At 35.3% G+C, this 12105-nt stretch carries 11 protein-coding genes, 1 tRNA gene and 1 pseudogene; 4 read left to right on the forward strand and 9 right to left on the reverse strand.

Translation table 11 applies throughout. The annotated features are described in order from the left end of the window. The first annotated feature begins 78 nt into the window (after positions 1-78). Positions 79-876: a helix-turn-helix domain-containing protein gene (locus BFU36_RS06900; protein ID WP_083216359.1), complete on the forward strand. Its 798-nt coding sequence runs from the start codon at positions 79-81 to the stop codon at positions 874-876. A 3-nt stretch (positions 877-879) separates the two neighbouring features. Here the strand turns inward: BFU36_RS06900 and BFU36_RS06905 are convergent, their stop codons facing one another. Then, complete coding sequence (locus BFU36_RS06905; protein WP_156770063.1) at positions 880-1053, reverse strand: hypothetical protein; 174 nt, start codon at positions 1051-1053, stop codon at positions 880-882. A gap of 221 nt (positions 1054-1274) precedes the next feature. On the opposite strand from BFU36_RS06905, the gene BFU36_RS06910 reads away from it, so the two are divergent. After that, the gene (locus BFU36_RS06910; RefSeq protein WP_069282874.1) at positions 1275-1823 is read left to right on the forward strand and encodes a hypothetical protein; all 549 of its coding nucleotides are present in this window, start codon (positions 1275-1277) and stop codon (positions 1821-1823) included. Positions 1824-2002: 179 nt separating this feature from the next. Here BFU36_RS06910 and BFU36_RS06915 read toward each other — a convergent pair whose 3' ends face one another. From BFU36_RS06915 to BFU36_RS06930, 4 genes are all read right to left on the reverse strand, one after another. Next, positions 2003-2626 (reverse strand): hypothetical protein, encoded by a 624-nt coding sequence (locus BFU36_RS06915; protein WP_069282875.1) that lies wholly within the window; start codon positions 2624-2626, stop codon positions 2003-2005. Between the two features lie 170 nt (positions 2627-2796). Then, positions 2797-4329, reverse strand: a complete 1533-nt coding sequence (locus BFU36_RS06920) for a hydantoinase B/oxoprolinase family protein (protein WP_069282876.1) — start codon at positions 4327-4329, stop codon at positions 2797-2799. Beyond that, positions 4326-6275: a hydantoinase/oxoprolinase family protein gene (locus BFU36_RS06925; protein ID WP_069282877.1), complete on the reverse strand. Its 1950-nt coding sequence runs from the start codon at positions 6273-6275 to the stop codon at positions 4326-4328. Before BFU36_RS06925 ends, BFU36_RS06920 begins: the two co-directional genes overlap by 4 nt. A gap of 73 nt (positions 6276-6348) precedes the next feature. Then, positions 6349-6618 carry a hypothetical protein gene (locus BFU36_RS06930; protein ID WP_069282883.1) on the reverse strand — a complete coding sequence of 90 codons (270 nt, stop codon included), beginning with the start codon at positions 6616-6618 and terminating at the stop codon, positions 6349-6351. 532 nt (positions 6619-7150) lie between these two features. Between BFU36_RS06930 and BFU36_RS06935 the strand changes: the two genes are divergently transcribed. Further along, a complete protein-coding gene (locus BFU36_RS06935) occupies positions 7151-8452 on the forward strand; it encodes an MFS transporter (protein ID WP_069282885.1) in 1302 nt (433 codons plus the stop codon). Position 8453: 1 nt separating this feature from the next. Here BFU36_RS06935 and BFU36_RS06940 read toward each other — a convergent pair whose 3' ends face one another. After that, the gene (locus BFU36_RS06940) at positions 8454-9794 is read right to left on the reverse strand and encodes a hypothetical protein (protein ID WP_069282887.1); all 1341 of its coding nucleotides are present in this window, start codon (positions 9792-9794) and stop codon (positions 8454-8456) included. 171 nt (positions 9795-9965) lie between these two features. Here BFU36_RS06940 and BFU36_RS06945 point away from each other — a divergent pair. Beyond that, positions 9966-10039 (forward strand) — tRNA-Ala (locus tag BFU36_RS06945). Positions 10040-10067: 28 nt separating this feature from the next. Here the strand turns inward: BFU36_RS06945 and BFU36_RS14220 are convergent. The 3 genes and pseudogenes from BFU36_RS14220 to BFU36_RS06955 form a co-directional block, all read right to left on the reverse strand. Beyond that, positions 10068-10220 (reverse strand): annotated as a pseudogene (locus BFU36_RS14220) (putative integrase); the annotation flags it as partial. A 1262-nt stretch (positions 10221-11482) separates the two neighbouring features. Further along, on the reverse strand, positions 11483-11911 hold the full coding sequence (locus BFU36_RS06950) for a PIN domain-containing protein (RefSeq protein WP_069282889.1): 429 nt from the start codon (positions 11909-11911) through the stop codon (positions 11483-11485). Then, positions 11871-12098, reverse strand: coding sequence for an AbrB/MazE/SpoVT family DNA-binding domain-containing protein (locus tag BFU36_RS06955; RefSeq protein WP_069282895.1), 228 nt, complete (start codon positions 12096-12098; stop codon positions 11871-11873). The genes BFU36_RS06950 and BFU36_RS06955 overlap by 41 nt, the downstream gene beginning before the upstream one ends. Positions 12099-12105 lie beyond the last annotated feature (7 nt).

Genomic DNA, 12105 nt, shown 5'->3' on the forward strand with positions numbered 1-12105 from the left:
ATCTCATATAAGTATTAGTTCCGGAACAGCGGAACTGTCATTAAGTTATTAAAGCCAGATTGTCTTTTATAGAAATAGATGATAAAGGGACAATTACTTCTAATGCTACTAGTAATTCCACTGGCGTTCACTATAGTTGCCAATAGTAGTCCAAGTGTAATAACAATCTACTATAATGGGACTGTAGAAGCTAAACTATACAACGTTTCTCAGTTCATTCTCATTGGCTACAACGTTACTAATCTAAAAGTAGTTGGAGCTCAGTATAATCTCTCTGGTAATATGCTTTATCTAAGAAATTACACTTACGCTTACGCCTTAATCACCTATAAGGCAGTCTTCCCTAAGGGTGTAATTCAAGCGAACGAAAATGGAAATTACAGTATGATTATATTGCTACCTATTAACGCATCAATTAGTTATATTATTCCACAGCCGTCTAGTTTTACAATAAATAATAATTTCTATAATATTACATTTTATACAAATAAAGTTACAATACTATATGCTTTCTCTACTGCATTGATACAGAAATCTAATGAATCAAATATAGAGTTGTACTTAATAGGAGGGTTAGTAGGTAGCGATGCAATATTAGCTTCACTGATATTTCTAGTTTTGAGGAGAAATAAGACTAGAGAAGAAGTTGATGACCAAAGCATAAATGTGGATATAGTGCCCAATATATTAGACGAGAGAGATACAATAGTCTTGGAAGCCATAAAAATGGGTACTAACACGCTGGCTGATATTATTAGACAAACCGGATTGCCTAAGTCTACAGCGTACAGAAGAGTTAAAAAACTCGTTAAGTTGGGTTACATAGAAGAGGTAAGAGAAGAAGGAAAAATAAGATATGTTTTAAAGAAAAAATAAAATTTAATTGGGTGGAAGTAGTTCCATATTATATCCGCTTGTAGCTATTATTATTGCATCTACTATTGCATATATACATATCCCTATCAATAATATAATTGTTACTTTCTTCGTATCTATTATGTAACTTTCTTTTTCCCCTTCGTCCTCCTCAAAATTATATACTGTCTCTCCCATTTTTATCAAATCATAATTCATACATATTCTTATTAAGAGACCCGTACCGAGACTTTCAATTAGTTATCTTGAATTTAACGTTGATGTGTTTCAATGTGTTTCATTTTAATGGAACTTTAATTCTTGATTTACCCTGCCTAAACTAAATGGTTAGATATCATAAAAATGGAACTGTACCTTATAAGAATGAAACTACAAGATGATATTTAGGTGTTCAAAAAATGAATAAGTTAGCCCTAATCGGAATATTGTTAGCTACCGTATTAGCTGGAGGAATAGTGATAGGCGAAGAGGTTACGGGAGGTTTAGCCAATATAAGTTATAACGTTACTTCTCCTACAATCCAAACAATTTCCGCTTCATTTAACCTAGGTAACTTAACAGCAGGGCAAAGTGGAACTCTAACCCAAAATGCGACTGTTACTGTTTCAGCCAATGGTACTTATACAATAAAATTAGTAAAGGACGTATTGGAAGACGTATTCTCTGAGTTTAATGTCACTATTCATATTGCAAACTATACTTTTACCCTAATGCTACATGGGAAAGGTCAGTACGCAGTGTATTTAACGAAGGGTACATATACAGTTAATATTAAGATATCTTATCAAGTATCACAGAGCCCAGAAGCAAAGTCTGTTAGTAATATACCGTTCTTGATAATAAAGTATGGAAATGAAGAGATTAGCCATCAAGGAGTTACTGGTACGAATGAAAATCATGGAAAACACAAACACGATCATGATGATAACGATCAGGGAGATGAATAAAAATATAAGAATTTTTCCTTCCAATTTTTTAATTTATCTATAAATTAAATGATATTATAATATCCAATATAGAAACGTAATATTTTTTTGGTATAATTCTAAATACTAGATAAGATTTCCTAATTTTTTATAACACTAACAACAATGCATAGTATAAATATCAATAAGACGTTTTAGTGTTAAAGCTTTATAAGTGCATAATTAACTCCTAGGAAGACTGCAAAGAACACTGGTAGGAAAACCTCATCTATATTCAACAAAGCTTCACCCATAAATAGCGTGGCAAGACCGAAAAGTAAAGCCGAGAGAACAAATTTAAGGTGCGGAACCCTTATTTTCATAATTTGAGCCCTTAACGCAATCGTTAGAGCTATTACCACCACCACTGCTATTAGAGTACCTAGAAGCGTAGACGAGAAACTTTGTGGAATTAATGCTAATATGACCAGACCAGCCTCCAAGGCCTCAGTAGCTGAGACTACAAACACTGTTATAATTCCTTCCTCTTTTTCCTCATGCTTTCTTCTTATACCCTTAAAGCTTCTCCTAGCACTAGCTAGTAACCTGTAACCGAAATAAGCTAATATGACTGCAGCAGCTAATAACACGTATTCTATCGGTAAGAAAACTATGTATCTACCTAAAAGAAAAACCGGGAGGAGCACTAGTAATATTCCTGCTATCGCATAAAGGATAGGCTTAAAGTTTTTGTATATGCCTTGAAAGATCACCGCTACAGCACTTGCCTCGGATAACTCTAATACACTTATGCCGAGAGATGCCAATAAGACTGAAATATCCATGCACAAATATTCTTCGACTATTTTAATAAAGTTTAACCTAGAAATAGTCCAGAACACTTTATATAGATCTAAGCACCCAATAGAAATAACCTTAAGAAATAAGACTTAAAAAATCTCATCATCTATAGCAGGGGAGTAAGTTCAGTAAATTTATCTAGCTTATTTTCTACTTAATTATACTTACCGTATCCTCCTCCACCAGGAGTTTCAATAATGACCTCATCTCCCTCTTTAAGTAATGTTGAAAACTTACTAGGCATGTTCTCAATCCTTCCATTATTCCTCACTATCGTTACTTTACCGGGTTTACCGTTTTCTCCTCCATTTAGACCCCAAGGTGGTATTATAAACCTTTCAGCCATTATGGATAGTCTAGTTTCGTCTAACACTTTAAATGCTCTTATTATTCCATCCCCTCCTTTGTACTTTCCCTTACCACCACTACCCTCCCTAATTTTATAAGCAGTAAATAGAATTGGATATTGTCTCTCAGCAATCTCTATAGGAGTGTTAAGTGTATTTGTCATGTTTACGTGAACACCGGATACTCCATCTTTGTTAGGTCTACCGCCAGTGCCTCCTCCAATAGTCTCATAATATGCCCAATATACTCCATTATGTATACCTCCCATCATCACGTTCATCATGGTTCCAGAACCCGCAGCTGGAACTGGGATTATATGAGATAAGACCTTGAAAGTGACATCAGCGATTCTCTGAGAAGTCTCAACGTTCCCGCCACCAACTGGAGCAGGTTTTATTGGATTTACTATTGTTCCCTCTGGTGCTTTTACATTAATTATGCCATAGAATCCTTCATTAGTGGGTATTTCTTTCTGTATTAGGGATCTTATAACAAAGCTAACAGCTGAAAACGTAACGCCGTATACTGCATTATAAGGTAGGTTAACTTGCCTATCCGTACCAGTGAAATCTGCGTAAATGCCGTCGTAGGTAACATTTATTTTCAATTTAATCTTTTTGATTTCATCTAATTCTAAATAGTCTTCATCCTCTGCTTCGCCTACGTTCCATTTTGAAATCTCCTTGAGACTTAATTCTTTACTATATTCAATTGATTTCTCCCAAGATATTAAAACTGTTTCCAGACCATACTTATCAACTAGTTGTTTAACTCTACTTATTCCGGTTAGATTTGCTGAGATCTGAGCATTTAAGTCACCTAACGATACTTCTGGTACTTTGAAATTTTCTTTAATAATATTTATAATTTCATTATCAATCTTACCTCTTTTGACCAACTTTACGGGTGGTATTACCAATCCTTCTTCATAGATCGTTGAGGCTTGAGGGTTCAGACTAGCGGGGGATGGTCCTCCTACGTCTACCTGATGAGCTTTATTTACAACGTAACCTACTAACTTATTTCCGTAATAAATAGGAGCTAGCAACATTACGTCATTTAGATGAGTTCCCGAAATGTAAGGATCGTTCAATACTACCATATCTCCTTCTTCCAAATTTACCATTTTCAAAGTGTTTTTGACACCTATTCTAAACGAGCCCAAGTGGACTGGTATGTGCTCAGCTTGAGCTACTACATTACCATCCTTGTCCAATATAGCGCAGCTGTGATCCATTCTCTCCCTAATATTTGGAGACATTGCTGACTTCTTTAGCATAACACCCATTTCTTCTGCAATAAATTCTGAAGCCTTATGAACCACTTCCCAATTGGTCATTCTCTCACCAGTATTATCGAATCATCTATTATTGCATTCCACTCCGGCTTAATTACTGTAGTTGAACTATATTCTTCAATTATTGCAGGTCCCTTAATCCTTAGTCCCTTAGGTAACTTCTCTCTGACAAAAACATCAGCATCTATCCAATCATCTTCCATCATCACTTTCCTACGTCCTACTGGTTTATCATCACTCCCGAATTTTGAAGATATCTTAGGAATAAGCCTTTTCCTTACAGCAAAAACTCTAATAGTAACCACCTCAATCTCTCTATCCTTCATAATGAATCCATAAGTCGATAAATGTTTCTCCTCAAATGTTTTCCTCACTATTTCCTCGTTAACTTCACTTGGCAATTGTACTGTTAACTCCCACCCTTGACCCTTGTATCTAATATCGGCGTATCTTATGAAATAATCGACTTGTTTAAGTCTCTCTAACAACTTCTTCTCCAACTCCTTATACTCCTTTTCTAGGTCTTTAGGAAATGACTTTCTAATCTCAAATCTCCAATCTGCAAGTAAAAGACCTAAAGCACTGAAGAGACCTGGGTAAGGTGGTACTACTACTTTTTTAATACCAATTTCATCAGCGAGGTATAGTGCGTGTTGCGGACCAGCACCGCCAAAAGCTATCAGGCTAAAAGATGTAGGATCTAGACCTCGCTCCACAGTGACAAGCCTTATAGCCCTAGCCATCTCCAAGTTTATTAGTTCTAGGGCATTTCTACTTACCTCAAAAGGATCACCTAACTTTGATAAACCTTGTAAAGCCTTTTCTTTATTTAGTCTTAGATTACCACCTATTAACTCATCCCCTAACTTACCTAAGACCAAATTGGCATCAGTTATCGTTGGTTTATTTCCTCCCTTATTATAACAAATAGGACCTGGATCGGCACCAGCACTAATTGGACCTACCTTTAAAGCGTTAGCTTCATCTCTCCAAATTATTGTACCTCCTCCTGCCGACACTTCTGCTAGATCTATGAATGGGAATCTGATGGGATATCCACTTCCCTTAACCACTCTTCCGTGATGAACCTCTCCACCAACTTCATATTCAGACGTTATCTCATAAGCACCATTTATTATAACTCCAGCCTTAGCGGTAGTTCCTCCCATATCGAAGCTTATCAAACTATCATTTGGTAAGAAGTTGGCTGAAGCAATAACTCCCGCTGCCGGACCAGATTCTATCAATTGTACGGGTTTCTTTGACGCCTCTTCTACATCTATAATACCGCCCGAACTTGACATTATGTAAAAGTTTTTAGTGGGCAAAGAGTGTTCTAAATTCTCTAGGTAAGAACTAACGATAGGCATTAGCGCTGCATTAATCACGGTAGTTGACGTTCTTTCATATTCTCTAGGCTCTGGGGCTATCTCATAGGATATTGATATATACTTAAAACGATCCTTTAAGACCTGTTTAGTTATAAGCTCGTTTTGTGGATTAAGGTAAGAATGAAGATAGCTCACTGCTATGGATATTACACCCTTTTCACTTAACTCCTTGGATATCTTAGATATTTCTTCAGCATTTACACTTTTTATTATATTCCCATTGGCATTAACTCTTTCGTCAACCTCTATTCTCAGATCTCTTTCTACAATTTGTTTAGGCTTTTCGAAGTATAAGTCATACAATCTAGGTCTGTTTTGCCTACCTATCTCTATTATATCTCTAAATCCCTTGGTAATGAGAAGAGCAGTCTTAGGTATGCTTAGATTTTCTTGTCCAAGCAACGTATTAGTAGCTAGCGTTGTTGCGTGTATTACCTCATCAACCTCACAATCTAAACTACTCACGGCGTTTTTTATGACTTCACCGGGATTTTTGGGATTCGTTAAGACCTTAAGAGTGCTTACTCCTCCGTTCTCTCTAAGGATAATAAAATCGGTAAAAGTACCACCTATATCGACAGCTATTTTACATTTCATAAATAGGCAATACAATAGATGTTTTTATATTCAACTTACATGTTAACACTCTTGAATAAGGTGCTTTATCTATTTAAATATATTCCAGCTTAATTATTATCTTATCCTTAAAATTAATTATAAACAATTCCCCTTTCTCATTTACTACATCGCATTCCGCTCTTTCCTTAAAACACTTTATCCACATGTTACCCATATTCATCCCTTCTTTCACAGTTGTCTTTGAAATAGACTGGAAAGTATTATTTTCTGAAAAATCCCTAGCTTTTCTTATACTCATTTTGAACCCTTTTATGGATGGATTTTCGACAATGGCTTTTATATCATTTATACTGTAGCTCATTTCAATTAACTTTAGTCTTCAAACTATATTAAGCTTATCTTGTTTAACTATTTTACTTTAAAATAGTTAACAAAGAATATTAGCATCATCCTATATTATTATTTTAGTAATAAATGTAAGTATAGTAGTGTCATGAGGATTTAAATTGTACAATAATAAGCTGTATGTGAGTGATTAATATTTTTACCCCCATATATCCATAATTTGCTCATAAGTGAAAGTTTTTAAACTTGATCCAATTATGTTCGATCTTTAGATCTGTAATGGATTAGTTATTTACAAAGTTGAGGAAAGTCTAGCTCTTTAGGTGGGAGGAAGTCAGTATTATTCATAATAGTATAAATCAGACTAAAATATAGTAGACGTGTAATGGTAAACATAGTTAGAATTATATATTGAGGGTATGGCTTTTTGGATCAATAGTAGAATTCAAACATATTTATAAATTTGAGATCAAATTTAAATTTTTAAACAAAAATTCTATATTTGTGTAAAACATTAATTTTATTAACTTTACCAGTAATTCATACATATGGGAGGGAAAGAAATCAGTACAACTCAAGTGATCAAAGTAGCAGCTGGAACGTCGTTAGGAACTACAATAGAGTGGTATGATTTCTTCTTATATGGTTACGCTGCCTCTTTAATATTCCCGAAACTTTTCTTTCCTCCTTTCTACTCTCCTATAACGGCTTTACTAATCTCTTTATCAACTTATGCAGTAGGTTTTGTTGCCAGACCTATAGGAGCCATGATTTTTGGACATATAGGTGACAAACTGGGAAGGAGAACTGGTTTATTATGGGATCTAGTACTAATGGGAATAGGAACGGGAGTTATAGGATTTCTCCCAAGTTATGCAGTGCTTGGATTCGGATCATTAATTATAGCAACCATTGCTAGGATACTTCAAGGAATAGGTGTAGGAGGTGAATGGGGCGGTGCTACAACATGGTTAACAGAATATGCCGCTAAATCGAAGTGGAGAGCTTTTTGGGGAAGTTGGGTACAACAAGGAGTTCCGATAGGACTGTTATGGGCTTCAGGGATGTTAGGTTTGTTCGCCTCATTCCCTGATAGTTCACCTTTAAGTCTCTATAACTATGGGTGGAGGTTAGCATTCTGGATAGGGGCAATTGCCGCAATAGTAGGTATTATAATAAGATTAATATTGCTCGAAAGTCCTCTCTTTGAATCCATTTTAGAAAAAGGAGAGGTTTCGAAAGTGCCCTCCATTGAGGTTTGGAGAAAGTATTGGAGTAAGATTCTGTTGTTAGCTGCTTCTTGGGCTGCACAAAACGCAGGATTCTATTTATATTCAGTTTATTCTGTTGACTTCTTAGTCGGGCTACATTTCTCAAGGAACCTGGCACTTTTATCAGTTACAATATCTTCACTAATTGGAATATTTATAACAATAGCGTTTTCCATATATGCCGATAAAATAGGAAGAAGAATTGGAATGATAACAGCATTTGGCTTTGGATTTATATTCAGTTTCCCTTACGTTTTACTATTGTTAAAGTTGAATTTCTTACTAATACTGTTAGCTCAGTTATTGATGGTTATAGCAGTTTTAGGATCCTATGCGATAATACCTGCATTCTTCGCTGAGAATTTCCCTACCAAATATAGGTACTCTGGCACAGGTTTAAGCTATCACATGGCAGCTCCTTTCGCCGGTGGATTAGCTCCGCTAGTTGTTGCTGCTCTAATAGGAGAGAATTATGCTAATAATTGGTATTTCTTCGGATTAATCTTCGCTATATACTTTGCAATATCTTTAGCATCTCTAGCAGTGTTAAAGGAGACCAAGGGAAAGGAACTAGAGTGAATTAACACTCAATAAACCCTTCCTTTAACTCATTGTTTTTATCTAAAAGAGATAAAATAATTTTTCTATTCTCTCTAGGAAGACTGGCATAATTTCTACAAAGCACCCTACCAAGTTCAAAGGCAACTTTTCCTCTTAATGAGATGACCAGTCTAGAGAGGTTAAATTCACTTATTCTCCTACCCATTTGTTCTACAAATTGCAATAAAAACTCATCATACTTCAGCACCAGTGTCATCACTTTTTCCTTATTTTCAAAGAAGAAGAGAGAATTAATGTTCATTAACAAACCCTTCGCAAAGGAATCAACTCTATCTGCTAACTCTAAAATACGTTCTTGTTCTTCTCTTTTAAGTTCATAGCTTTTCCCCCTTATGAAATTTATAAAACTACTGATGGAATAACTAATTCCTTCTCCGAATCCATATGCGAAGTTAGGATTATTTTCTGCAATTTTAAATGAAACGTTCTTTAAAAATTCATTTAGGGATGGAAAACTTTCACCAAAGTTTTTTCCAAGTATTTTGGAAAGTTCCTCATCTTGTGTTGCTACTTTTATAATTTCTTCAACGAATTCATCCTCTAAAGATATTAGATCTACAGATGAGAGAAAACCTTTGGCAAATTCCTTATCTTCCCTTACTTTTTCTATGACTTTTCTCTTCCAATAGTATGAAAGATTCTGAAACCCTTTTCCTACTCCCTTAGCTATAGTAGGAAAGTTTAACAATCTCTCCTTTAACTTATCATTTAACTCACTTAACCTATAGCCTATTATTTCATCTATATCCTTGTTTTTACCAATAAACTGATCAATATTATCGATTTTACTCAAATTTACCGTTTGTAAAAACTCGTATAAGAACATTCCATTATCTTTCAACGTATTTATTATTTGATTTCTATATTCGAATGGTAGTTTATCTATTTGTTTTGCAATATTACTTCCAACATTAGGTAAGTATTTTAGTTGACTTACGTTATTCGCTAAACTTTTCATAACTTCTGGAAACTTATAGAGATCCAAATTTGCGAGAAGCTCCCTAGCCATTATAGGACTTGATTTACCTAAATTTAATATCAAATCTTTATCTATAGCCTCACTTTCATAAATTCCTCTGGCTATTCCTTTACACAAATTAGGGTAATAATCGCATAATTGTATTAAGTTGATCAAACCTCTAAAGCTAGATCTGTTTATATTACGACCTATATTTATTCCAAGTTGAAAAAGAATCATATCTCTATCTACTCTACTGAGAGTATCTAAAGTAAGTAATTGAACTACGTTCAGTAATGCATCACTAGGTAGTTCTGATATTAGGTCTATGACTTTATCCATTAGAAATTCTCTTAATTTTCACGCTTTATAAAACTTTACGCTCTAATCGATTCTTAAAATTTTACATCTATCTTAACAACAAACTTGACAACCGATCTAGTGTGAATCCTACACTTCAAGATAGTCATCAATATGTTTAAGTTTAAATACATTCTCCCTATACTATTTATTGGGCCGGTAGCTCAGCCTGGAAGAGTGCTCGGCTCGCACCCGAGAGGTCCCGGGTTCAAATCCCGGCCGGTCCACTGTGGGGGATACCCCCACACCCCCGATTCCATTTTTCAATTTGAGATAAGTTTCGACGATCTTATCTAAAGGACCAACGTAAGTTTCCTTTACGTAACTGTTTATCGTTTCTAGTTCATAGACGTAATACCTATTACCTCTCTGACGTATTTTATATTGCCCGACTGAGAAAGTCTTAATAAATCATATATTCAACTCTGCCTTTTATGACAGTTAAAGCTTAAATATCATGTTAGTTGCCTTAACCGATCGTGGAGTTGAAGAAAGATGGCAAAACTTCTCATTGGTAATATTGGTAAAATGATATTAATAATGGTAAAAGTGGAAACTACGGAGTTGATTCAAAATTAGCACCGCGATATCCAAAAATCCTTTTTATCCTCGTTTAACACGTCTATATGTATGAAGATTGTAAAGATAGAGTGAAGAGGAAATATAGATAATGTTCGAGACTGGGAGACTTTGAAAGGTTCAGTAACCATTAATTGAAACTTATTATGAGTTAAATCCCGACCATAATAGATTTTGAATATATTGTGGAGGAATGTTTCAGTCATCTTGCTGAGTTCCATGTGAAGTCTATGCTTACTAGCTTTAAACTTTGAATAATAGTTCTACTAATCTCTTGTCTTGCATTAATCCTGGATGATGCCTTATCGTGTAACCTTTTCCCTCCAATTTTCTAACCATTTAATGTTACGTAAACATGAAGACTACTCCTAAGGTATGAAGAAGACAGCCCAAACTCATAATGACTAATTCACTATTTAACTCTCGTCAACGATTAAATAATCTCCATAACATCAAGCTCATAATTAGCCAACTGCGAAAGACAGGGTAGTGTGAGGTAGTAAAGTCTTCCAACTTGACAAAGGAAGGACAAGCCTCACCTTGGGGTAAAGTTTTTAAGTGAAGGAAGATCATTGGGGAGGAGGGAAGCCAAAAAGGGGTAATGAGAGTGTGTTCCTACTCCTCAGTACATATCCCCAAGTCTCGAGGAGGGTGGAGTGAGGGAAAAGGGATAGGGGTAATTTGGCTGAAGATCCAGCTATCGCTGGACGAATGGAGCGGGCTCTAAAGCCCACTAGCTATGAAGTGGTGAAGGCGGTAAACTTGTGAACCGCCCTAAGGGAACACTCTAAGGGGAGGAGTGTGTGGACAACAATTTCATTCACCTCCATAAAATTCAATTTTATTCCAACATATGCCAATAGATTTCGAGTAAATTGTGTTGTAGAAGAATATTTTTAGCCATCTCATCGTTGTGTTTCTTGTTAAGTTAGGTGAGTATTAGGAAATCAAACCCATCCATCTTCTCGCCCTAACCCTAAAAATACTTTTCCACAATAAAGAAAATTCAATTTATATCAAAACAACCAAATTATTGTCCACACATGGAAGGTTTATGAGTTTCCCTATTTGGCATGATGTGGACTAGGAATTTAGAGAAGTATGATTTCACTAACGTTAAAACCTTTCTTATTGAGAAAATCGTAGAACATCTTGTCTAGAGTTATCAATGGTATTTTGGTAGAAGCATATGAGGAATATAATATAGCATCGAATATATCGTTCCAACCCTCACTTATGATTTCATACACTAAGTTTAAGTCTTCCAAGGTGATGAAGTTAACAGTGCTATTTATGTAGAATAATCCTTTAATTGCTTCTTCCGGTATTTTCTTTAACTTGAGTTTTCTCACCTCTTTCATTATAACTGCAATAAGTTCTGTTAACATTAGGGAAGGGTAATAAATCCTCTTTCCTTCCAGTAATCTTTCATCTATCCCTTTAACTTTAATACCTACAAAAGGGAGTAGAAAAGAAGTGTCAACTATTAATTCCGAGTGATTTAGTAATCTCTTCTCCAACCTCTTCAGCCTCATCAGCGTCTATTTCTGCCCAATATTTTGTCGGCTTTTTAAGAGGAATAAGCGAAATCTTATCTCCTTCCTTAATGACCATCAACAAGTCTCCCTCTTTAATTTTCGTTTCTTCAACAAGTTCCTTAGGCAAGTATATAGCGAACTTTTTCCCTACTCTTAGAATCTTAACCATGCGCTTA

Source organism: Sulfolobus sp. A20 (assembly GCF_001719125.1).
Taxonomy (GTDB): Archaea; Thermoproteota; Thermoprotei_A; order Sulfolobales; family Sulfolobaceae; genus Saccharolobus.

Coding starts and splice junctions, on each gene's coding strand:
- BFU36_RS06900 (WP_083216359.1), top strand. CDS start 79: ATGATAAAGGGACAATTACTTCTAATGCTACTAGTAATTCCACTGGCG.
- BFU36_RS06905 (WP_156770063.1), bottom strand. CDS start 1,053: ATGGGAGAGACAGTATATAATTTTGAGGAGGACGAAGGGGAAAAAGAA.
- BFU36_RS06910 (WP_069282874.1), top strand. CDS start 1,275: ATGAATAAGTTAGCCCTAATCGGAATATTGTTAGCTACCGTATTAGCT.
- BFU36_RS06915 (WP_069282875.1), bottom strand. CDS start 2,626: ATGGATATTTCAGTCTTATTGGCATCTCTCGGCATAAGTGTATTAGAG.
- BFU36_RS06920 (WP_069282876.1), bottom strand. CDS start 4,329: ATGACCAATTGGGAAGTGGTTCATAAGGCTTCAGAATTTATTGCAGAA.
- BFU36_RS06925 (WP_069282877.1), bottom strand. CDS start 6,275: ATGAAATGTAAAATAGCTGTCGATATAGGTGGTACTTTTACCGATTTT.
- BFU36_RS06930 (WP_069282883.1), bottom strand. CDS start 6,618: ATGAGCTACAGTATAAATGATATAAAAGCCATTGTCGAAAATCCATCC.
- BFU36_RS06935 (WP_069282885.1), top strand. CDS start 7,151: ATGGGAGGGAAAGAAATCAGTACAACTCAAGTGATCAAAGTAGCAGCT.
- BFU36_RS06940 (WP_069282887.1), bottom strand. CDS start 9,794: ATGGATAAAGTCATAGACCTAATATCAGAACTACCTAGTGATGCATTA.
- BFU36_RS06955 (WP_069282895.1), bottom strand. CDS start 12,098: ATGGTTAAGATTCTAAGAGTAGGGAAAAAGTTCGCTATATACTTGCCT.